Origin of the sequence: Bacillus sp. FSL R5-0659, from assembly GCF_038008785.1 — a bacterium.
Classification (GTDB): domain Bacteria; phylum Bacillota; class Bacilli; order Bacillales; family Bacillaceae; genus Bacillus; species Bacillus safensis.
The window spans coordinates 3,166,459-3,187,733 of sequence record NZ_JBBOZU010000001.1 but is presented as its reverse complement, the minus strand read 5'-3'; the positions used below and the strand labels follow the sequence as shown (position 1 = coordinate 3,187,733).

At 39.1% G+C, this 21,275-nt stretch carries 26 protein-coding genes; 24 read left to right on the top strand and 2 right to left on the bottom strand.

Annotated elements, in window-relative coordinates:
* Positions 1–36: 36 nt before the first annotated feature.
* The 5 genes from tuaE (at position 37) to NSQ72_RS16565 (ending at position 5,443) form a co-directional block, all read left to right on the top strand.
* Positions 37–1,494: a teichuronic acid biosynthesis protein TuaE gene (tuaE, locus tag NSQ72_RS16585; RefSeq protein WP_341084701.1), complete on the top strand. Its 1,458-nt coding sequence runs from the start codon at positions 37–39 to the stop codon at positions 1,492–1,494.
* A 72-nt stretch (positions 1,495–1,566) separates the two neighbouring features.
* Positions 1,567–2,244, top strand: coding sequence for a teichuronic acid biosynthesis protein TuaF (gene tuaF / locus NSQ72_RS16580; RefSeq protein ID WP_341084698.1), 678 nt, complete (start codon positions 1,567–1,569; stop codon positions 2,242–2,244).
* A gap of 24 nt (positions 2,245–2,268) precedes the next feature.
* Positions 2,269–3,024 (top strand): teichuronic acid biosynthesis protein TuaG, encoded by a 756-nt coding sequence (gene tuaG / locus NSQ72_RS16575; protein WP_341084696.1) that lies wholly within the window; start codon positions 2,269–2,271, stop codon positions 3,022–3,024.
* Between the two features lie 17 nt (positions 3,025–3,041).
* Entirely contained in the window at positions 3,042–4,241 is a 1,200-nt protein-coding gene (gene tuaH / locus NSQ72_RS16570) for a teichuronic acid biosynthesis protein TuaH (protein ID WP_126682366.1), read from the top strand.
* A gap of 134 nt (positions 4,242–4,375) precedes the next feature.
* Positions 4,376–5,443, top strand: a complete 1,068-nt coding sequence (locus NSQ72_RS16565) for a glycosyltransferase family 4 protein (protein WP_034660156.1) — start codon at positions 4,376–4,378, stop codon at positions 5,441–5,443.
* 35 nt (positions 5,444–5,478) lie between these two features.
* On the opposite strand, the gene NSQ72_RS16560 is transcribed toward NSQ72_RS16565, so the two are convergent.
* Positions 5,479–6,570, bottom strand: coding sequence for an LCP family protein (locus tag NSQ72_RS16560; RefSeq protein WP_034623744.1), 1,092 nt, complete (start codon positions 6,568–6,570; stop codon positions 5,479–5,481).
* Positions 6,555–7,223 (bottom strand): YigZ family protein, encoded by a 669-nt coding sequence (locus NSQ72_RS16555; RefSeq protein ID WP_012011434.1) that lies wholly within the window; start codon positions 7,221–7,223, stop codon positions 6,555–6,557. Before NSQ72_RS16555 ends, NSQ72_RS16560 begins: the two co-directional genes overlap by 16 nt.
* A gap of 221 nt (positions 7,224–7,444) precedes the next feature.
* Between NSQ72_RS16555 and NSQ72_RS16550 the strand changes: the two genes are divergently transcribed.
* From NSQ72_RS16550 to NSQ72_RS16460, 19 genes are all read left to right on the top strand, one after another.
* A complete protein-coding gene (locus tag NSQ72_RS16550) occupies positions 7,445–8,620 on the top strand; it encodes a sensor histidine kinase (protein WP_003213166.1) in 1,176 nt (391 codons plus the stop codon).
* 64 nt (positions 8,621–8,684) lie between these two features.
* Entirely contained in the window at positions 8,685–9,374 is a 690-nt protein-coding gene (gene degU / locus NSQ72_RS16545) for a two-component system response regulator DegU (protein WP_008348273.1), read from the top strand.
* Between the two features lie 216 nt (positions 9,375–9,590).
* On the top strand, positions 9,591–10,433 hold the full coding sequence (locus NSQ72_RS16540; protein WP_039181815.1) for a DegV family protein: 843 nt from the start codon (positions 9,591–9,593) through the stop codon (positions 10,431–10,433).
* A gap of 120 nt (positions 10,434–10,553) precedes the next feature.
* Positions 10,554–11,951, top strand: coding sequence for a DEAD/DEAH box helicase (locus tag NSQ72_RS16535; protein ID WP_151284859.1), 1,398 nt, complete (start codon positions 10,554–10,556; stop codon positions 11,949–11,951).
* 49 nt (positions 11,952–12,000) lie between these two features.
* A complete protein-coding gene (locus NSQ72_RS16530; protein WP_039181811.1) occupies positions 12,001–12,294 on the top strand; it encodes a late competence development ComFB family protein in 294 nt (97 codons plus the stop codon).
* Entirely contained in the window at positions 12,291–12,977 is a 687-nt protein-coding gene (locus NSQ72_RS16525) for a ComF family protein (protein ID WP_064497978.1), read from the top strand. The genes NSQ72_RS16530 and NSQ72_RS16525 overlap by 4 nt, the downstream gene beginning before the upstream one ends.
* A 56-nt stretch (positions 12,978–13,033) precedes the next feature.
* A complete protein-coding gene (locus NSQ72_RS16520) occupies positions 13,034–13,453 on the top strand; it encodes a TIGR03826 family flagellar region protein (protein ID WP_039181808.1) in 420 nt (139 codons plus the stop codon).
* A gap of 79 nt (positions 13,454–13,532) precedes the next feature.
* A complete protein-coding gene (flgM, locus tag NSQ72_RS16515; protein ID WP_024423620.1) occupies positions 13,533–13,796 on the top strand; it encodes a flagellar biosynthesis anti-sigma factor FlgM in 264 nt (87 codons plus the stop codon).
* Positions 13,797–13,814: 18 nt separating this feature from the next.
* The gene (locus NSQ72_RS16510) at positions 13,815–14,297 is read left to right on the top strand and encodes a flagellar protein FlgN (protein WP_024423619.1); all 483 of its coding nucleotides are present in this window, start codon (positions 13,815–13,817) and stop codon (positions 14,295–14,297) included.
* 15 nt (positions 14,298–14,312) lie between these two features.
* Positions 14,313–15,833 carry a flagellar hook-associated protein FlgK gene (flgK, locus tag NSQ72_RS16505; protein WP_126682364.1) on the top strand — a complete coding sequence of 507 codons (1,521 nt, stop codon included), beginning with the start codon at positions 14,313–14,315 and terminating at the stop codon, positions 15,831–15,833.
* Positions 15,834–15,842: 9 nt separating this feature from the next.
* On the top strand, positions 15,843–16,751 hold the full coding sequence (gene flgL, locus NSQ72_RS16500; protein WP_039181799.1) for a flagellar hook-associated protein FlgL: 909 nt from the start codon (positions 15,843–15,845) through the stop codon (positions 16,749–16,751).
* A gap of 46 nt (positions 16,752–16,797) precedes the next feature.
* Positions 16,798–17,376 carry a DUF6470 family protein gene (locus tag NSQ72_RS16495; protein ID WP_341084694.1) on the top strand — a complete coding sequence of 193 codons (579 nt, stop codon included), beginning with the start codon at positions 16,798–16,800 and terminating at the stop codon, positions 17,374–17,376.
* A gap of 28 nt (positions 17,377–17,404) precedes the next feature.
* Positions 17,405–17,839 (top strand): flagellar assembly protein FliW, encoded by a 435-nt coding sequence (fliW, locus tag NSQ72_RS16490; protein ID WP_041088051.1) that lies wholly within the window; start codon positions 17,405–17,407, stop codon positions 17,837–17,839.
* Complete coding sequence (csrA, locus tag NSQ72_RS16485) at positions 17,833–18,057, top strand: carbon storage regulator CsrA (RefSeq protein WP_008360181.1); 225 nt, start codon at positions 17,833–17,835, stop codon at positions 18,055–18,057. Before fliW ends, csrA begins: the two co-directional genes overlap by 7 nt.
* 160 nt (positions 18,058–18,217) lie before the next feature.
* Positions 18,218–18,559, top strand: a complete 342-nt coding sequence (gene flaG / locus NSQ72_RS16480) for a flagellar protein FlaG (RefSeq protein WP_039181788.1) — start codon at positions 18,218–18,220, stop codon at positions 18,557–18,559.
* A gap of 20 nt (positions 18,560–18,579) precedes the next feature.
* Complete coding sequence (locus NSQ72_RS16475; RefSeq protein WP_341084693.1) at positions 18,580–20,109, top strand: flagellar hook-associated protein 2; 1,530 nt, start codon at positions 18,580–18,582, stop codon at positions 20,107–20,109.
* Positions 20,110–20,126: 17 nt separating this feature from the next.
* Entirely contained in the window at positions 20,127–20,531 is a 405-nt protein-coding gene (gene fliS, locus NSQ72_RS16470) for a flagellar export chaperone FliS (RefSeq protein ID WP_041088057.1), read from the top strand.
* Positions 20,528–20,869, top strand: a complete 342-nt coding sequence (fliT, locus tag NSQ72_RS16465; RefSeq protein ID WP_039181778.1) for a flagella biosynthesis regulatory protein FliT — start codon at positions 20,528–20,530, stop codon at positions 20,867–20,869. The genes fliS and fliT overlap by 4 nt, the downstream gene beginning before the upstream one ends.
* A gap of 13 nt (positions 20,870–20,882) precedes the next feature.
* Positions 20,883–21,263: a hypothetical protein gene (locus NSQ72_RS16460; protein WP_039181775.1), complete on the top strand. Its 381-nt coding sequence runs from the start codon at positions 20,883–20,885 to the stop codon at positions 21,261–21,263.
* Positions 21,264–21,275: the final 12 nt, after the last annotated feature.

Genomic DNA, 21,275 nt, shown 5'->3' with positions numbered 1-21,275 from the left:
CTCAAATCGGATGGGTTGCTTAGGAGGAAAATGGGTATGAGCGTGAAACAAACAGCATGGCAAATCATGATCGGATGTATATTATTTGCAGCAGGGCTAGGACTTGTACAAATGGCGTCTGCGCAGCCCATCGGGTTAAAAAAGATCGTCGCTATTCCGGTCCTGCTTTTGATCCTGACGGCTTTTCTCGTGTTAATGAAGCTATACATGAACGGTGAGCAAGTGTTCATGTCAGCCATTTATCTTTTAATTGCAATGACCTTTCTCAACAACGCTTTCTTTTCAATTAGTGCTGGGTTCTTTAGTCTTTTTCTCTACCGTATTATGCTCATTGCTGCCTTTGCATTATTCATATGGCGGATTAGAGATAAGGGGACGTACATATCGCAGTGGCAGCAGATTCGTGTAAAAGGGATTCTTGGTTTTTTCGCTGCATGGTTTCTTTATGGGCTCATCTCACTGCTGTGGGCTCATTCGGTGACAGACGGTCTCAAATATATGTCCCTGCTTGCTATGGGGATGGGGTTTGTCTTCCTTGTGGTCATGTACATCCAGCGAATGGATCAAGTGGTCACCTTTTATAGCATTTGGCTCATCATGACTGTATTTGTCATGGGGATAGGGTTTTATAATCACTTTACTTTGAACCATTTACCGAATACTTCATTATATCTTGGGCCGGCGTATAAACAGCACTATCCTACAGCTGTCTTTTTTAATCAAAATGATTTTGCGACGTTTTTATCGATTAGCTTTTTCTTATATTTAGCGTGTATGCGACAAATGAAAAATGGTTATCTCAAAGCATTTGGATTATTTGGCGCCATTGCAGCACTGTATCTCATTTTGTTAACAGAATCCCGCGCGAGCCTGCTTGGCATATTTGCAGGAGTCGCCATCTATGTGTGGCTGCTCATGCCGCGCTTTCTCAAAAAGTGGTCACTCATCGCAGCAGGTGGACTTGGTGTCATCTGTATCACTGTTTTTTCAGCCAAGATTTATTCAGTCTTTTATGACTTGTTTCTCGCTTCTCAGGTCGCGCATTCTTTTAGTGAACCACTCCCATCCAACATTGCGAGAGCGAATTTGATCAAAAATGCATGGCATTTCTTTACGGATTCATACGGATTTGGTGTCGGAGCGGGGAATGTGTCTTACTACTTAGCCCACTTTTCAATCTTTGATACAGATCAAGTGGTTGAAGTGCACAATTGGCTGCTGGAAGTGATGACGAACTTTGGATTTGCGGTCATGCTGGGCTATATCTCCGTCTACGCTTATCTCATGTTCACACTGTATAAACAATACCAATGGGCTGACACAAGATCAGCAAAAATGATCATTGAAGGTTTGTTCGCTGCCATGCTGAGCTTTCTCGTTTCAAGTATCAGTCCTAGTTCTGTCTCGAATTTATATTTCCACTGGGTCTTTTTAGGCCTCGTGATCGCAGCGGTGAATATGTTGAAAAACAAACAGCGGTTTAAGACTTGGTAAACCGTGTGTGATGCTGCGCTGGTATGGCTACACTAGTGAAAAAGCAAATACGTCAATGTTGGGAGAATGAACATGTCTGGTTTCATATCTAGAATAGGGAAGCGAATCAAAAAGTATATCGTATGGCTCGTACTGCTGCCTGTCGTATTAGGCGCTTTTGGATTCTTTTTTGCCAAAGGAACAACGCAGCAGTCTAGTTACACAGCTGCTGTTACTCTCACGCTTGGTAAATATGATGACGGAGTGTATAACAATATAGCTGAAGTGACATCTCTATTAAAAAGCGATGCATTTCTGAATGAAGCACTCAGTGACATCAAAGAAGAAGAAAGGCAGGATGTGAAAAGCCGCCTCATCCTCACCAATCAATCAGATACACAATTACAGCTGTCCTTCACAGATGCTGAGAAGGATCATGCTTTAGCTGTCGTGAAGCAGGTGTCAGATACATTTCTGAAGCAAGACAAAGCATTATTTACAAAAAGGCAGCAGGTGATTGAAAGTAGATTATCTGCTTTAAAAGACGAATCTGTCAGCAACGATTCCAAAGTAGATAAAGAACGATTCCTATATGAATTGGAGTCTATAAAGCTTGGAATGAAGCAGGCGAAGATTGTGGATCCTGCTCAAGTTCTTGATGAAGGCAATAAAGGCATGTCAGCGAAAAAACGTGCACTGCTTGGACTTGTCATTGGCTTTAGTATCTCGCTCATGTTTGTGGTCTTGCCCGAAGTGTTCAAAGAATCTTAATGATGAACTGGAGATGAGTCTTAGGTGAACAATCAACCGTTAGTATCAATCATTACACCGGCCTATAATGCGGAACGTTATTTAACGGATACAGTTCATTCCGTCCTTGCCCAAACCTATTCCAATTGGGAACTGATCATCGCAGATGATTGTTCAACAGATGAAACAAGGAAGCTGCTTGGGGACTTAAGTGAAGCAGACGACAGAATCAACGTCATTTATTTAGAGAAAAATGGGGGAGCCGCCATCGCTAGAAATACAGCCATCAAAAAGGCAAAAGGCCGCTTTATTGCTTTTTTAGACAGCGATGATAAGTGGAAAGAGACGAAGCTCGAAAAGCAGGTAGACTTCATGCTGACAAACGATTATGCCTTTACATTCACGGCATATGATATTATCGCAGAAAATGGAGAACCATTAGAAAAAACCGTCACTGCACCAGCAAGATTAACTTATGATGAAGCTTTGAAAAATACCATTATCGGCTGTTTAACGGTGATGCTTGATGTACAGAAGATCGGACATATAGAAATGCCGAACATCCGCACAAGACAGGATTTAGCAACGTGGCTGTCCATATTAAAAAGAGGATTTACAGCCTATGGTATGAGTGAACCGCTCAGTGAATACCGCATCGTTGGGAACTCGATCTCTAGTAACAAGTGGAAAGCAGCGAAAAAAACGTGGTTCGTCTACAGAGAAATTGAGCAGCTTCATTTTGTCAAAGCATCTTGGTGTTTTATGCACTATGCGACAAATGCTGTGAAGAAGCGCTTATAAAACAGAAGGGAAAAAAGGTGATAAAGGTGAAAGCAGACTCGATCATACATGTTATCGTAGCGACGGGAGAATGGGGACAGGACGGCTTGAGGTACAGACGGCATCGACTGGCGGAATTTCTAGCATCTGATCCAGAAACGAAAGAGGTCATCTGGGTATGCCCATCTGTATCCCGTCATAAAGCTCCCTTTCAGCCCATAACCGATCGAATGAAGCAATTGACCATTCCTGATGTGCTTAAGAGCAAATTTTTTCGCTTTGGCCGATATCAAGACATGTTCTATATTCATAAATTGTCCCCACTTCTTGAGCATTTACGGCAGGAGGAAAAGAAGGGAATCGCTGTTTGCTTATGGTATACGTTTCCGGGCTTTCCGCTCTTATCTTCTTTATTTGAATGGAAACATATTGTCTATGACTGCAGTGACCTGTGGGGAGAGCCGATAAGCGGCAAAAATAATTTGCTTTCTTATATGAGGCAGCGTGTCATTGTGAAAGCAGAAAATCGAATCATCAAATACGCACACAGCATTACATGCTCTTCTCAATACTTGCACGATCAAATTAAAAAACGTCTCATGGGTGAACCGAAAGATGTCTTTACAGTGGAAAATGGCGTTGAGTACGATGTGTTTGCCAAAAGCAATCTTCCATGTAAGGAGGATGTGCTGGGAGGAAGAGAAGGAACTGTTCTTGGTTTTATTGGAGGCATCAAGCCGAAGCTGGATTTTGACATGATAGCAGAAGCTGCCCGCATGCAGCCTGATTGGACATTTTTATTTGTCGGTCCGGATGGAACAAATGGTGATCCATCTTTTCAGCATGCACTTAAACTGCCAAATGTGATTTGGACAGGTGCTGTTGCACCAGAAGAAGTGCCTGCGTATATGAAGCTGATTGATGTAGGCATGATGCCATACAAACAATCTCCTTACAATCAAGCCGTGTTCCCGCTCAAGCTATATGAATTTTTAGCCGCAGGAATACCGGTTGTCGGTTTAAATCTTCCGTCAACGGAAAGGCTAAAAGAGAATGATGTGTATGAATATTTAGAGGGCGAAGATCCTGCACTCTTCGTAGAAGCCTGCCAAAAAGTGATCAGCAAAAAAGACGATATGGATTATAGACATCTAAGACAAAGCCGTGCGAAGAAAAAAGATTGGCACGCGCTGTTCACAAACATGGTGGAACTAACGAATATTAAAGAAAACGCATAATTCATCAGGGATTGTGCGTTTTTATTTGTTTCTTCTTCACAGGGGAAGCTTGTGATCATCCTCTATTCAATTGTATAATGGAAAGAGCGGCCAATATACAAAATACAGATTTCAATTTAGAAGGAGACTGACCTATGGATTACGAACGCGCCTTATTAGCGTTTTTTGTCTCTCTGGCTACAGTTTTAATTGTGACACCAATCGTCAAAAAGTTTGCAATTAAGATTGGTGCAGTGGACCAGCCGAATAAACGAAAAGTTCATGATAAAGTAATGCCTCGAATGGGCGGTTTGGCAATTTTTATTGGGGTAGCGGCTGGAGCATTAGCAGGCGGGCTGTTTCTACATAATAAAATTACAGCAATTTCAGTTGGTGCCGTACTTATCGTCATTCTAGGTATATTTGATGATAAATATAATTTAAGTGCAAAATTCAAATTTCTCGTACAAGTTCTTGTTGCTTGTCTGATTGTAAGCACAGGCTTAAAAATGGACTTTTTCTCTGTTCCTTTCTTAACAGATCGAATTGAGTTAGGCTGGATGGCATATCCCCTAACCGTGTTATGGATTGTCGGAATCACAAATGCCATTAATTTAATTGACGGCCTTGATGGACTGGCTGCCGGTATTTCTGTCATCGGTTTATCAACCATTGCCGTGATGGCATTTTCAGCTGATAAAATTTTGATTCTTTCTTTATCCCTTGTTGTCATTGGTAGTACCATCGGCTTTCTTTTTTACAACTTTCATCCGGCGAAAATTTTTATGGGTGACACCGGTTCGCTTTTTTTAGGCTATATGATTTCGGTACTGTCACTATTAGGGCTATACAAAAGTGTCACTTTGTTTAGTGTTGTTGTTCCAGTGATCATCTTAGGTGTCCCTATTTTCGATACCACCTTTGCCATTATTAGGCGAATATTAAACAAACAGCCGATCTCAGCACCCGACAAATCTCATATTCACCATAGACTGATGGCCTTTGGCTTGTCCCATCGCATGGCTGTCATCGTGATTTATATGATTGGATTAGTCTTTAGTCTAAGTGCAATTTTGCTGACAAGCGCCACCATTTGGTTATCACTGATCATTATCTTTTTACTGGTCATGTTCATGCAAGTGATTGCAGAAGTCACAGGCTTAGTGAATGAAGAATTTAAACCATTTACGAAATTTTATAAACGAATGGTCAAAAGGCAGTAAAAAACAGCCCGTTCCTAGGAACTGGGCTGTTTTTATTATTGTCCAGGTGTGCTGGTCGATGAGTTAGTTGTATCACTTGACCCTGTTTCACCAGAGGATGGATTGGTTTGTGAATCTGTTTCAGTTGAAGATTCAGTAGGAAGCTTTAAATGCGTCCGTAATTCATTTTGGACGTTAGCTAAATTGGTCGGATCTGGCTCAAAGTAATACGTGCGATTTGGCCCTAAATAAAGGTCTGATCCCTTAATAGAAAGTGTTTCTGTGTCGTCTCCTTTAAATCCGCTGTAGATTTGCTGAAGCGCAAGACCTTCTGTGATACGGAAATTGGTCGTAATGTGATCACTGACCTCTTTAGCGATGTTATCGACGTTCGCAATGTTATTTGGCTTCGCCATTTGATCAATCATTGCACGTAAAATTTGTTTCTGACGATCGTTACGTCCGAAATCACCGCGTGGATCTTGTTTTCTCATCCGTGCGTAAGCAAGTGCTTCTTCCCCGTTTAAATGCATATTGCCTTTTTTGAAGTAAATCTTTTTCGATTTTTTAACATCACTTTTTTCATTGAAGTCAAATGGAACATCGATATCAATTCCGCCGACTTCATCAATGACATCCTTGAATCCGTCGAAATCAACGGTTGCATACTTATCAATCGGAATATGCAAGAATTGTTCGACAGTTTCGATCGTTTCGTCTTTACCACCTTTAGCAAATGCTGCATTAATCTTTTCTTTACTTCCTGTTGTATCACTTGCAAGCTGTACGCGTGTGTCACGAGGAATACTAACCATTTTCATCGTTTTGTCTTGAGGGTTAATCGTTGCGACAATGAGTGAATCTGAACGGCCATGATCACCCTTTGTGGCATAATCCTCAATTCCGACAAATAATACAGAGAAAGGTTTTTTCTTAATATCAATGACAGCATCACGAAGATTCGATTTCTCTCCACGGTTTAGTTCATCATATGTTTTGTCAGCAGCTTGAAGAGTATTGACGATTTTATATACTGCGAATCCGCCCATGCAGATGATAAGTAGCAAAAATAAGACCAGAATACGTTTGATAATTCTCTTCTTCTTACTCTTTTTCTTTCGTACACGCACTTTTACTCGTTGTGCCATTCATCTGTCTCCTTTATCGGACCAATGTCCTTTTCTAAATAAATCAATTCGCCTTCTTTTGTAACACTCTTTCCATTTGTCAGCTCAGTCATCCACTCAATGAACTGCTCTGTTTGTGTTTCTTCGACATATGTCTCAAAAATAACATCTTCTGCATAATGGATTTCTTTTAGCTGAAAAGATGAGGCTCTAAGCTCATTCTCTACCTTTCCAAGCCATGTATAATCTATTGTTGTGTGCATTGTACGCATTAAACAGCGCTCTACCATTCCAACATGGTTGATAGCTTCTGATACAGATTTTCCGTAGGCACGAATCAATCCACCGGCACCTAGCTTGATACCGCCGAAATAACGAGTGACCACAACGACTGTATCTTTCAGCTTCCGTTTTTTTAGCACTTCAAGCATTGGCACACCTGCTGTACCACTTGGTTCACCATCATCATTCGCTTTTTGAATGAGGTCATGTTCACCAATGAGATAGGCTGAACAATTATGTGTGGCATTCCAATGTTGTTTTTTAATGGATTGTATAAATGCTTGTGCTTCTTCTTCTGAGACAGCACGCTGTATATGACAAATAAAACGTGATTTTTCAATGACGATCTCATGCTCGCCACGACTTTTTACTGTAAGATAGCGATTCAGCAAAAGACACACCCTCCTGACAAGCAAATTGTAAGACTAGTGAAAATTTGCATTGGTTTTAGAATTTTACAGCGTATTTTGTTATGATGATAGGAGCGGAAAAAGGGTCGTCATAAAAACTTCAAGATTTATACGCATTCTTTCATTATAATTCGACATAAAATGCAGATCAATGACATTTATAATAAAAAAAGATGACATCACTGTTACGGGAGGGAAAAGCCATGACAACACCCAAAATGGATCCAAAATTATTGGATTCAATCATCATGAAAATGCTAAGTACAGTTGATGGCAGCAAGGACGAAGTATTTAGAATAGGCGAACAGTCCCGTCAACAATATGAAAGCCTAGTAGAAGAGCTGAAGCAAATCAAGCAGCAAGTAAACGAAGTAATTGATTTTGGGGATAAGCTGGAAGTCCATACAAGACATGCTAGAAATCGCTTATCTGAGGTCAGCAGAAACTTCAACAAATTCAGCGAAGAAGAAATACGGGAGGCCTACGAAAAAGCACATAACTTGCAGGTGGAACTCACCATGATTCAGCAGCGCGAGAAGCAGCTGAGAGAAAGAAGAGACGATCTGGAAAGACGATTACTAAGCTTGCAAGACGTCATAGAACGCTCTGAAACCCTTGTGAGTCAGATTACAGTTGTTCTCAACTATCTCAACCAGGATTTACGCCAGGTCGGCGTTTTACTTGAAGATGCTCAGGCAAAACAAGATTTTGGGCTCAGAATTATTGAAGCCCAAGAAGAAGAACGCAAAAGAGTGTCTCGGGAAATTCATGACGGCCCTGCTCAAATGCTGGCAAACGTGATGATGCGTTCCGAATTAATTGAACGGATTTTTAGAGACCGCGGTACAGAAGAAGGCTTTAAAGAAATTAGAAGTCTCAGACAAAATGTGCGAAATGCACTGTACGAAGTAAGAAGAATCATTTATGATTTAAGACCGATGGCTTTAGATGATTTGGGTCTGATTCCAACACTAAGAAAATACTTAAACACAATTGAAGAATATGATGGGAAAACCAAAATTACGTTCCAATGCCTAGGTGATACAGAAAGCGAAAGAATTGCTTCTCAATTTGAAGTAGCACTGTTTAGACTAGCCCAAGAAGCTGTCACAAATTCATTAAAGCATTCAGAAGCCGAAGAAATCTCTGTCAAAGTAGAAGTAACGAAAGACTTTGTGACCTTAATTATTAAAGACGATGGAAAAGGCTTTGATATGAAAGATGTGAAAACAAACAAAAACAAATCCTTCGGTTTACTTGGCATGAAAGAACGCGTAGACTTACTGGAAGGTAAAATGACCATAGACTCAAAAATAGGTCTAGGGACATTCATCATGATTCGCGTGCCACTAACATTGCAAAATAAAATTGTAAAATAGAGTCAAAAGACATATTGACCATAAAGTTCAGGTGTAGAACAATAAACATGGGGAGGCGTAGCTTGTGACTAAAGTAAATATTGTAATTATTGATGACCACCAATTATTCCGTGAAGGTGTCAAACGGATTTTAGATTTTGAACCTACTTTTGAAGTAGTTGCAGAAGGAGACGACGGTGACGAAGCTGCACGTATCGTAGAACACTATCATCCGGATGTTGTCATTATGGACATTAATATGCCGAATGTAAATGGTGTTGAAGCTACAAAGCAGCTTGTTGAGCTTTATCCCGAATCAAAAGTCATTATTCTATCTATTCATGATGATGAAAACTATGTAACACATGCATTGAAAACAGGAGCGAGAGGCTACCTGTTAAAAGAAATGGATGCAGACACACTCATCGAAGCAGTGAAAGTTGTAGCTGACGGAGGCTCTTATTTACATCCGAAAGTCACTCATAATTTAGTAAATGAATTCCGACGCCTAGCAACTAGCGGCGTTTCAGCACATCCACAACACGAGGTATATCCTGAAATTCGCAGACCACTTCATATCTTAACTAGACGTGAATGCGAAGTTCTTCAAATGTTAGCTGACGGAAAGAGCAACAGAGGAATTGGTGAATCGCTCTTTATTAGTGAGAAAACAGTCAAAAACCACGTGAGTAACATTTTGCAAAAAATGAATGTAAACGACCGTACACAAGCTGTTGTTGTAGCAATTAAAAACGGCTGGGTAGAAATGAGATAATGTTCCGGACAAGTACTCCTTTTTCGCCTGTTTTTTGTTCTCTCACATTTTAGTTGGAGGGAAATGATAGACAGGGTAAGGAGTCTTTTTCGGATATAGCGGGCTTGCCTATTGATTAGGCAGGCTTTTTTGATTACTATTATAAATCTAATGAAAAAATGATCATTCTTTTAAAATAAAAAAGAGTAACTTAACGAATAAGGAAGGTATTTAAGAATGAAAATAGCCGTTGTAACAGACAGTACTGCTTATCTACCACAAGAGCTACGTGATAAATATAATATTCATATGATCCCCCTCAACGTCATCTTTGGCAGTGAATCATACCGTGAAGAAATAGAAATGGACTGGAAGACATATTATGAAGAAATCAAAAAACACAAAGATCTTCCAACAACCTCTCAGCCTGCTTTTGGTGAATTAATAGCCTTATATGAAAAACTAAGTGAAACATACGACGCCGTGATTAGTATTCACCTTTCAAGTGGAATTAGTGGAACGTATAATAGTGCTGCTTCAGCGAATGATCTAGTTGAAGGGATTGATATTTACCCGTTTGATACAGAAACAAGCTGTATGGCACAAGGTTTTTATGTGTTAGAAGCTGCTGAAAAAATCCAAGAAGGTGCTTCTTTAGAAGAAGTGTTAGCACATCTAAATTACCTGAAAGAAAGTCAGCGGGCGTATTTTATGGTAGATGATTTAACTCATTTGCAAAGAGGCGGCAGATTAAATGGTGCACAGGCTTTTATTGGAAGCCTCTTAAAGGTAAAGCCTATTCTGCATTTTGACAACAAGCTAATTGTCCCTTTTGAGAAGATTCGCACACGTAAAAAAGCCATTTCACGTATTTTTGAATTATTTGATGAAGATGCATCACGTGGTGTTCCGATGAGAGCAACACTGATACATGGTAATAGAGAAGAAGAAGCAGAAGAATTAATTGCGCACTTATCAGAAAAATATCCTCATGTTGAATTTTATAAAAGCTACTTTGGTGCCGTGATCGGCACCCATCTAGGTGAAGGCTCTTTAGCTCTTGGCTGGGTGATTAGATAATTCCTAAAAAACCTCTTTTCTTATGGAAAAGGGGTTTTGTTTTTCTATTTTACCCGTTGGACGAAAGGTCATGTCTTTGCGCATAATAGGCAAACATCAATTGAAAGGTGTTTGGTTAAGTTGAATATGGACAAAGCAATGGAACTAATGCGGCAGCTGCATTCACGCCATTTGCTCACCGCCGAAACAAGGTGCCCACAGTACAAATTGGATTGGCTGGAGGAGAAGGGCTTAGTCAATCGAACACCTGCGATTGAGAGGAAAGCAAATGGTTTTACATGCTGCCGGTGCGGTGTATCACACAAGCGGTACTTTGCTCACTCTCCATGTGAAGTGTGTCAAAAGGATTGTGTGTACTGTAGATCATGCATCATGATGGGAAAAGCAACTGAATGTGGGTTTCTTTATGAATGGACAGGTCCACAAAAAGTAGAAACATATCGAGCTGAATTAACATGGCAGGGAGAGCTGTCTAAAGGACAAAAAAGAGCGTCAGAAAAAATGATTGAAGCTATCAAAAGCAAATTTGATCTGCTTGTTTGGGCGGTTTGCGGGGCAGGGAAAACGGAGGTGCTTTTTCACGGAATCGAATATGCGTTAAATCAAGGAATGAGTGTCTGTATTGCGACCCCTAGAACAGATGTTGTGCTTGAACTCGAACCACGACTTAGAAAAGCATTTCAAGGGATGACAATAGCCGTACTTTATGGAGGCAGTTCTCAAAGGTTTCAGATTGCACCGCTAGTGATCGCCACAACCCATCAGCTGATGAGGTACAAAAATGCATTTCATGTGGTCATTGTAGATGAAGTCGATGCCTTTCCTTATTCAATGGATGAACGTCTCCAATTTGCTGTTCTAAAGGCGATGAGAAAGAACGGAGGGGTTAGGATTTATTTAAGTGCGACACCCTCTAAAAAAATGACGAGAGAGGTTTCTAGTGGAAAACTGGAAGCGATAAAAATTCCTCTGCGTTTTCATAAACAACCATTACCCGTACCGACCTTTCATTGGATTGGACATTGGAAAAAGAAATTAAAAAAGAATCAGCTGCCCCGTAAAGTGATGAATTGGATGCAGAGACATATTGCAAATAAAAGAAGAGTATTACTTTTTGTTCCTTCAATTGCTACCATGAAGAAGGTAACGAAAATTCTTCGAGAACACTCCTTAAACGTGGAGGGAGTGTCTGCCGATGATCCAGATAGGAAACAAAAGGTTCAGCACTTTAGAGATTACGTATACGATGTACTAGTTACAACCACTATTCTAGAAAGAGGCGTAACCATTCCAAATGTTCAAGTGGGGGTATTAGGTTCGGAATCTACTATTTTTACAGAGAGTGCACTTGTTCAGATTTCTGGAAGAGTAGGCAGACACCCGGATTATTGTACAGGAGACGTTTTCCTTTTTCATTTTGGTTTAACGAGAAGTATGAAACAAGCAAAGAAGCATATCGTTAAAATGAATGATACGGCTGCAAATGAGTTTTCTGAAAAACAGTGTGGGTTCAACTAAATCATGGTACATTATATTCACAATACACAAATGGCAGGAGAGACAAAATATGCTACTCAATGCAAAAGAAATACTACTCAAGGAAATTCTCTATCAATATCTCAACCAATTAAACATGATTTGTCATTGTGAAAAGTGTATGGAAGATGTATTAGCAATTTCACTGAATCAAGTGAAACCACAATATATAACAGACATCGATAAAATATCTTACAGTAAATCTGAGATGGTGGATAAACAGAAGAATACTGCTATGCTAGTTATTCTGACAGAAGCAGCTTCCAAGGTCTCCGCATTTCCAAGGTGTGAAAATCGTCTGCTGCTGAACAAGAAAAACAATTGAATTGCCAAATTTGTGAGGGACATTTTGTGCCGGCTTTTACCTGGAAATCATTCCTACTATTAAATGATGATCGTCTTTGTGTAGCATGTAAGAATGACTTAGTAAAGATTGAGCGTCCTATTTGTCCAACGTGTGGAAGGGCGCAGTCAAATGACCAAATGTGCCAGGACTGCGATAGATGGAATGAACGCCCTGATTCTACTAAAGTTCTTGTGAAAAATAGGTCAGTTTATACTTACAATGAGTTGATGAAAGATGTCCTTGCCCGCTTTAAATTTCGGGGTGATACGGCTTTAGTTGAGCTGTTTAAACGAGATGTACAAGCAGCATTTAAACATTCCTTCAGCATAAAAGAACCACTGCTGATTCCGATCCCTTTAAGTCATGAAAGACTAACAGAAAGAGGATTTAATCAGTCCGTCATCATCGCTTCCTTGATAGGTAAGCCAATATTGCAGCCACTCGTGAAAATACATCAAAGTAAGCAGTCCAAAAAAAAGAAAAATGAACGCCTAGATCAAAAAGGATTGTTTCAAATAAAGCATACAGATGTGATTGTTCAAAGGGATATTATATTAGTTGATGATATCTATACAACGGGAGCAACCATTTATGATGCAGCAAGAATTTTAAAAGACGCAGGTGCCAAAAGTGTTTCTTCTTTTACGTTGATACGTAGTTAAAAATCATGATAATTAACCGATAATAAGAAAAGAAAATAACGTAAGGGGTTTTGGTTATGAATCAATTGGCAAACTGTCCACAATGTAATCAGCTATTTTTAAAAACCACCATCCAAACGGTTTGTAACAAATGCTATGAAGAAGAAGAACGTTCTTTTGATATCGTATATAAATTCTTAAGAAAACAAAGTAATAGACAATCAACCATCGCTGAAATAGTAGATGCAACTGAGGTTGATGAAGAATTAATCTTGAAATTTATTCGTTTGAAAAGACTGCAAATTAGTCAATTTCCGAATATTAATTATCCTTGTGAAAGATGTGGCAAAGCGATCAGGAAAAACAAGCTATGTAGCCAATGTGAACAGGATATTCATTCGCAAATCAGCCAAATGAACCAAGAAGAAGAGCGTAAAAGGGAGATTGAATCTAGGAAAAAAGACACCTATTATGCCATTAATCCTAAAAACGACTGATTCCCTAAACTAAGTTGCAGTTTGGTCGATAAAATGGATAGAATCAAGACAGACTGTAACGGAAAGCGAGAGGAATCCCGTGAAAATTAATCGATATGGAACACAACCAGTAAATCCTTACAAGAAAACATATGAGAAACAAACGTTGCAATCGAATCAAGCGAAATCAACTGATAAAGTCGAAATTTCTAAAAAGGCAATCGAAATGCAAAAGGTGCCGAATATTATGAGAGAACGTCAAGATAAAATTGACCAAATTAAAAAAAGCATTGAAGCCGGAACATATCAAGTAGATACAAAAGGCATTGCAGATAAAATGCTGAATTTTTATAAACAACAATAACAAAAGGGAGCAGCGTGAATGTCAGTTAAAATAATTATTGAAGAACTGCATCGTCTCTATGGATTGCATGAACAGCTATTAAAGTTGTCTAAGGATAAAACAGAAATGCTGAAAAGCAATGAGATTGATGCTCTTTCAGAGGTTCTGAATTTAGAGCAAAAGTATATTCAGGCCATTTCTCAATTAGAAGAAAAACGAATTGAAGCGACCGTTCAATTTTTACAAAGTGATCAATCACCAACCATCACTGCATGTATCGAAAAGGCTGAAGGTACAGATCAAGAAGAGCTCATTTCATTATATGAGAAACTAAATGACATCATGGTGGAACTAAAAGATGTAAATGAACTGAACAAGCAGCTTATTCAGCAGTCACTTCAATTTATTTCACTGACATTCGATCTCGTTAACCCCAATAAAGAAAATATGAATTACGGACAAAATGGTCTTGAGAGTTCAAAGCCTAAACAGCAAAGGGCTTTGTTTGATTCAAAGGCGTAAACAAGGAGGATACCAATGGGTTCTACATTCATGGGACTAGAAACGGCAAAAAGAGGAATCACAGCCCAGCGTGCAGGGCTTTATGTCACATCAAACAACGTCTCCAATGCAAATACGGAAGGCTACTCAAGACAAAGAGTGACCTTTAAAGCAGAAAATCCTTATCCAGTCCTTTCTGTTTATGATGGAAAGACGTATGGTCAAATGGGGACAGGTGTACAAGTTGGAACGGTTGAAAGAATTCGAGATAGCTTTTTAGATCTACAATATAGAGATCATAACAACAACTTGTCTTACTACTCAACGAAGTCAGATGCCCTTTCACAGATGGAAGGGGTTATGAATGATTTGACGGATGAAGGCTTGAACAGAGCTTTTGATAACCTATGGAAATCATTACAGGTCTTATCAGAAACAAAAAATGCTGATACAGCTTCTGCACGTACAGTTGTTAAAACAAGTGCACAGGCTCTAGTTGACCAATTCCGTCTGCTCAATTCTTCTTTAACAACGGTACAAAAGAATTTGAAAACGGAACTCGATTCAACAGCCAAAGATGTGAACACTCTATTATCTCAAATAGATGAAGTGAACAAACAGATTGCAGCAGTTGAGCCAAATGGATATCTTCCAAATGATCTTTATGATACACGTGATACTTTGGTAGATCAATTATCCTCACTTGTTGATATTAAGGTCAGCTACAATCCACCTGGCGGTAATGCACTTAAAATTGCTGAAGGAACTGTCAATATCGACATTATCGGTGCAAATGGACAATCTGCTGGAAACATTTTGAATGGTATTACAAATGAAAAGTCTGAACTGCAAATCTCTTACGATAATACTACGGGACTTGTTAACTCACTTCAATTCGGAACAACAACTATTGCAGCGGATCAATTACAAGTAAACGGTAAAGTAAAAGCACTTGTTGAGGCTTATGGCTACATGTCAAACGGTGCTGAAAAAGGCATGTATCCAGATATGCTTGCAGAACTGGATGAAGTAGCAAAAGTATTCATGGATACATTTAACGATGTACATAAGCAGGGGTACACGTTAACTGGTGCAAGTGGACAAGACTTTTTTGATATCGAGAATAACAATGAGTTGAATAAAGGTTTGGCAGCTCGTATTAAAGTGAGCGATGTCATTTTAGCATCAACAGATAATATTGCAGCATCTCTCAATCAAACTCAAGGTGACGGTTCGAATGCTACGAAATTAGCTAATATACAAGACTTAAAATTACCAATCGGCGGAAATACAACGACCATTCAGGATTATTACCAAAATGTTATTGCTGAGATGGGGGTACAAGGGAAAAAGAACATGACGCTTGAAAGCAGTTCAGCTGCTCTTGTCAATTCAGCCAATGAACGTAGAATGTCGACTAGCGCTGTCTCCATCGATGAAGAAATGACGAATATGATCCAATTCCAGCATGCATATAATGCGGCTGCGAGAATTATGACATTACAAGATGAAGTACTGGATAAGGTAATAAACGGCATGGGTGTCGTAGGAAGGTAGGGATAACGGATGCGAGTCACACAAGGTATGATTTCTCAAAACTCACTTCGAAATATTAGTAAAAGTTACGAAAAACTTTCTAAAATTAATGAGCAGGCACAAACAGGAAGACGTTTCACGAATACGTCTGATGATCCTGTTGCAGCAGTAAAAAGCCTTCAATATAGTACTGCCTTGTTTCGAAATGAACAGTATAAAAATAACTTAAATGAAGCACAAAACTGGATTGATACATCTGAAACAAGTGTCACTGAAATTATTGATATTATGTCAAATATACGAGATAAAGTGCTTGATGCGGCAAACGGAACAAAGCAGCCAGAAGATTTAGCAGCTATCGGAGTGGAAATTGGTCAGATGAAGAATCAAATCATCGATGCAATGAACACTCAAATGCTAGGTAAGTTCGTATTTAATGGGACAAATACAAATGTTAAACCAGTTGTTGAGAATGCAGACGGAACGTATACATTTAACTTCGAAAATTATACAGATGCGAATGTTGTTCAAGCGAATATTTCTGATGGGATTACTTTAAATGTAAACTCAAATCCAATTTCAGCGTTTGGTGGACAGGCCAACGGTCAAAATGTCATTGAAATGCTGACTGATTTAGAAAATTCATTGAAAAATGGAACATTCGCGAATTCTGATGATGCATTAGGAAGTATCGATCAGTTTAAAGAAGTGATGAGTGCTGAGCGATCTGACCTAGGAGCGCGTTCGAATCGTGTTGACTTAGTAGGAAGTCGTTTAACTTCACAATACCAAGTATTGAAAAATGCTAAATCAGATAATGAAGATGTTGAAAGTGAAAAGGCAATTCTTGATCTTCTTCAACAAGAGACGGTGAATAGAGCTGCTTTAGCGACAACAGCTAAAGTCATTCAGCCATCCCTTGTTGATTTCTTAAGATAATAAAAAGCATCCGATGGGTGCTTTTTTGCATCATGGAGGTGAACATATGCAAATCCCTAGATTATTAATGCAGCAAACCTATGCAAAGCTTCAAATGTCGACAACTCCTTCCCGGCAAGAAGTAGAGCAGCCACGAGCGGACCTTGAGATTCAGCAGCCGCGAGCTGTCATGGATATCAAAAGGACACCATCGAAATTAACCATTGATCAAACCGAGGCATTTGCCGATATGGACATCAAGTCGATTTTTAGACGTTCTGAGGAATGGGCAGCTGAGGGGAAGCGTGCTGTTGGAGAAGGAATGGGCCGAAGAGCGGAAGAAGGAAGTGAACTTATCAAGATCGAGAATGGTGGAAATGTGATTGCTGAATTTGCCAAGATCAACGGCAGTCCTCCAGCAAAACAATTCACCATTGGTGTGATACCTTCATTCTTTAGTGTGAAAATTCACTATCAGCCTTCTGAGCTTCAAATTGATGTGGAGCCGCAAAAAGCTGTCATAGAGGCAACACCTCATAAACCAATCGTTAACTACCAGCCAGGTAAGGTCAATATTGATATGTTACAATACCCAGAATTAAAAATAGAAGTTGACGAAACGGGCCAAAATGGTGATAAGGTATAGTTAAGAAAAACGAAAAAGGTCGTGAATTATGATCATTCAAACAAAATACCATGGTGAAGTGACAATCAAAGAGGAGCAAATCATCAACTTCTCTAACGGGATACCAGGATTTCTTGATCAAAAACAGTTTGTCATTTTGCCTTTATCAGAAGAATCTCCGTTTTTAGTTCTTCAATCATTGAAAAACGCAGCATTAGGCTTTATCGTCAGCAGTCCGTTTTTATTCTTCAATCAATACGAATTTGATTTAGACGAAACGGTTGTAGACATACTGGAAGTAGAAGATGCCAATGATGTGGAAGTAATGGTTATTTTAACAATGGAATCATCTATTGAAAAAACAACAGCTAATTTAAGAGCGCCTATTATTGTGAACCGGAAAAACATGAAAGCCAAGCAGGTGATTTTGCATGATTCAGCCTATCATACAAAACATTTGTTAGAGGTGGCATCCTCATGTTAGTGCTGTCTCGTAAATTAAACCAGTCAATTCAAATAGGCGATGATATTGAAGTCAAGATTATTTCAATCGAGGGCGATCAAGTGAAAGTCGGGATTGAGGCTCCTAAGCACATTGATATTCACAGGAAAGAAGTGTACCTGTCTATTCAAGAAGAGAACAATCGTGCTGCGAGCTTATCCTTAGATCTCCTCTCTCAATTATCCTCACAAAAAAAGTGAGGATTTTTTTATTGCATTCAGCTGTCCTTCTCCGTGTGAAAGTGTTCGATACAGATGTTCATGATCTATAGGAAACTTTAACAAATCGGTCCATCTATATTTAATTTGCAAATTCAAAGCCGATATAAAAGATAGATTAAAGCACAGGAGCTGAATAACTATGTCTGTTGGTAAGTTGACATCGCTAGAGCCAATTATCGATGCATTTCAAACCCGTGTTTCTAATAACCAGAATGACAATGTAAACTCTGACTCACAAGCAAATGGCAGGGCTGTTTCAAAAGAAGAAATTGAAAAAACGCTTCAAGGCGCAAACAAGCTGATTGAGCCTACTCAATTTCATCTTCAATTTGAATTACATGAAAAACTCAATGAATATTATGTCAAAGTCGTAGATAACCAAACAGAAGAAGTTATTAGAGAAATTCCTTCCAAGGAATGGCTTGATTTCTATGCGGCAATGACAGAAATTGTCGGTTTATTTGTAGATAAAAGGATGTAAATGAAGGGAGAACATAAACAATGGTCAATCGTATTACTGGATTTTCAAATGTGTTCGATATTGATGAAATCGTATCAAAGCTGATGAAAACGGAGCAGGCACCACTTGATACAATGACGCGCCAAAAACAAACACTTGAATGGCAAAGAGACAGCTATCGCGAGGTTAACTCGAAAATTAAAGAATTAGATGATTTGATCAACAGTTTAAAGTTAAATCTTCCAAGCACATATGGTGCCAAAAAGGTGACAAGCTCTAATGAATCTGCTGTCACAGCAACTGGATCAACAAATGCGACCTCTGGCTCTATTCATGTCACTCAGCTAGCGACAGCTTCCGTCTTCAAATCTTCTGGTACATCTGGATTTACACCAACAAACGGAACGTTTACGTTTGAAGTGACGACACCAGATTCGACAAAACCAAAAATGGTGACAATCAATACTTCTGATACCGACACAATTGATGACATCGTGAAAAAGCTGAACAGCGCACAATTAGGTGTGACGGCTTACAAAGGCCAAATCTCTGATGGCACTAACTACGTGGATACAATTGCTCTTACTTCTCGGACAACGGGTGAAGGCGTCAGTATTAAAGCAGCTGATGGCAATTCGGCTTCATTTTTAACGCAATTAGGATTCCAAGTAGATGGAGATAACAAATTAGTTGCGACCACTCAAGGACAGAAGGCGCAATACGAGATTAATGGTCTGAAAATGGAGAATAACAACAATACATTCACACAGGCTGATATTACGTACGAGCTTAAAGCAACCACAGATAAGCCCGTCAGCTTAAACGTTTCAACAGATGTTGATGCCATATATGATAAAATTAAACAATTTGTTGATAAATATAACGAACTCGTTGAGCAGATTAATGGAAAAGTCAATGAAAAGAAAAACAGAGACTATCATCCATTAACGGCTGAAGAGAAAAAAGCGATGTCTGAAAAAGAAATAGAGCTATGGGAAACGACCGCGAAGTCTGGCTTGCTGAGAAGTGATTCCATTTTACGATCTGGTGCCTCTAAAATAAGAAGTGATTTGTATGCTAATATTACGACAAGTGATGGGGAAAAAATCCAACTCACACAAATCGGTATTTCGACATCATCCAGTTATAAAGATGGCGGGAAGCTTGAATTTATTAAGGGTAGTGATGGAGTAGAGATATTAAAAAAAGCCATTGAAGAAGACCCGGAGAAGGTCAGACAAATGTTCATCTCGGGTAGTTTAAATGTGGATTCAAAAGATAAAGACAAAGCGCAGCAGCAATATCAAGAACAAGGAATCATTTATCGTGTCAAAAATTCCTTATCAGCCTTAACGAAAAGTATTCAAAAAAAGGCTGGCAGCACAACAATGGAATCAAAGGAATATGGACTTGGTAAGGACCTTGATTCCTTGACAAAACGAATGAGTACATTCCAAGATCGCTTAAAAATGGTTGAAGCCCGTTACTACAAAAAGTTTAATGCGATGGATAGTGCAATTCAAAAGCTAAACAACCAATCTGGCTACCTTTCTCAACTGCTTGGACAATAATTGGAGGTTTATAACATATGGCAATACAGAACCCTTATGCCGCCTATCAGAAAAATTCTATTGAGACCGCAACACCTGCCGAGTTGACGCTTATGCTTTATGAAGGCTGCTTAAAGTTCATCAGACTAGCGAAGCATGCCATTCAAAAAGAGGATGCAGAAACGAGAAACTTGAACCTGAAAAAGGCTCAAAACATAATTCAAGAATTAAATGTCACCTTAAATCGTTCCTATGACGTATCAAAGAGTATGGCAAGTATGTATGATTACATTTATCGCAGGCTGATAGAAGCCAATCTTCAAAATGACGAAGAGATATTGAATGAAGTAGAACAGTACGTAACTGATTTCCGTGATGCGTGGAAGGAAGTCATTCAAACCGATCGAAAAGGCCGCCACCACTCTATTGGGGGCTCTCTATGAGTATTGTGGACCAGCTGCATGATCAAACATTAAAAATGGCAGCAGAGATAGCGGAAAATCCGCAAAGTGAGACACTGGTTGAAGACTTTGACGCCTTTTTAATCGAGAGAGACGAATTAATGAGAGATATACAGCATGAATTGACGGATCAAGAAAAAGAGAAAATCCGAGAAATCATACAAACAGATCAAGAGATGGCGAAGCAATTAACGGTTATCCAAAATGGGATAAAAGCAGATATTCAAGCCATTCAAAAAAAGAAAACAAAACAGCTGAATTATCAAAATCCATACCAGCCCATAACAAGTGACGGCGTATATTACGATAAACGGAAATAAATAGGTGAGACCTGTGGCGTATCGTTCAAATGACTATATTTTATTAACCACATATTATGAACTTCTATACACGATAGAAGAGAGTCTAAAATATTTAGATGAAATTGAGAAGGATTTTGACAAAACAGAAGGGGATCGGATCTTTAATGATCTGATCCATGCCTTCTTTCATTTAGACACAACACACCCCCTTCTGCTTTCAATTATTGAAAATGAACACTTTGCCAAAACGATTCGTTCGTTTGATCAAATATTTTTAAGTTTTGATATACTAGCTTTCTATACATTCCCTTCAAATCACTTCCAATCATTCCTGAAATCATATTTTATACCTGAATATAGAAAGTGGATGGATGAAATACATGCCTGTATGAGGCCGTATGTCATTCATTAATTTTTGTCCAAT

What these genes read in the sequence shown, in the direction of transcription:
- flaG (WP_039181788.1), top strand. Translation starts at nt 18,218, where the DNA reads ATGTCTGTTGGTAAGTTGACATCGCTAGAGCCAATTATCGATGCATTT.
- csrA (WP_008360181.1), top strand. Translation starts at nt 17,833, where the DNA reads ATGTTAGTGCTGTCTCGTAAATTAAACCAGTCAATTCAAATAGGCGAT.
- NSQ72_RS16520 (WP_039181808.1), top strand. Translation starts at nt 13,034, where the DNA reads ATGAATCAATTGGCAAACTGTCCACAATGTAATCAGCTATTTTTAAAA.
- fliS (WP_041088057.1), top strand. Translation starts at nt 20,127, where the DNA reads ATGGCAATACAGAACCCTTATGCCGCCTATCAGAAAAATTCTATTGAG.
- tuaE (WP_341084701.1), top strand. Translation starts at nt 37, where the DNA reads ATGAGCGTGAAACAAACAGCATGGCAAATCATGATCGGATGTATATTA.
- tuaF (WP_341084698.1), top strand. Translation starts at nt 1,567, where the DNA reads ATGTCTGGTTTCATATCTAGAATAGGGAAGCGAATCAAAAAGTATATC.
- NSQ72_RS16495 (WP_341084694.1), top strand. Translation starts at nt 16,798, where the DNA reads ATGCAAATCCCTAGATTATTAATGCAGCAAACCTATGCAAAGCTTCAA.
- NSQ72_RS16560 (WP_034623744.1), bottom strand. Translation starts at nt 6,570, where the DNA reads ATGGCACAACGAGTAAAAGTGCGTGTACGAAAGAAAAAGAGTAAGAAG.
- fliT (WP_039181778.1), top strand. Translation starts at nt 20,528, where the DNA reads ATGAGTATTGTGGACCAGCTGCATGATCAAACATTAAAAATGGCAGCA.
- fliW (WP_041088051.1), top strand. Translation starts at nt 17,405, where the DNA reads ATGATCATTCAAACAAAATACCATGGTGAAGTGACAATCAAAGAGGAG.
- NSQ72_RS16540 (WP_039181815.1), top strand. Translation starts at nt 9,591, where the DNA reads ATGAAAATAGCCGTTGTAACAGACAGTACTGCTTATCTACCACAAGAG.
- flgK (WP_126682364.1), top strand. Translation starts at nt 14,313, where the DNA reads ATGGGTTCTACATTCATGGGACTAGAAACGGCAAAAAGAGGAATCACA.
- NSQ72_RS16550 (WP_003213166.1), top strand. Translation starts at nt 7,445, where the DNA reads ATGACAACACCCAAAATGGATCCAAAATTATTGGATTCAATCATCATG.
- NSQ72_RS16530 (WP_039181811.1), top strand. Translation starts at nt 12,001, where the DNA reads ATGCTACTCAATGCAAAAGAAATACTACTCAAGGAAATTCTCTATCAA.
- flgL (WP_039181799.1), top strand. Translation starts at nt 15,843, where the DNA reads ATGCGAGTCACACAAGGTATGATTTCTCAAAACTCACTTCGAAATATT.
- NSQ72_RS16510 (WP_024423619.1), top strand. Translation starts at nt 13,815, where the DNA reads ATGTCAGTTAAAATAATTATTGAAGAACTGCATCGTCTCTATGGATTG.
- NSQ72_RS16475 (WP_341084693.1), top strand. Translation starts at nt 18,580, where the DNA reads ATGGTCAATCGTATTACTGGATTTTCAAATGTGTTCGATATTGATGAA.
- NSQ72_RS16565 (WP_034660156.1), top strand. Translation starts at nt 4,376, where the DNA reads ATGGATTACGAACGCGCCTTATTAGCGTTTTTTGTCTCTCTGGCTACA.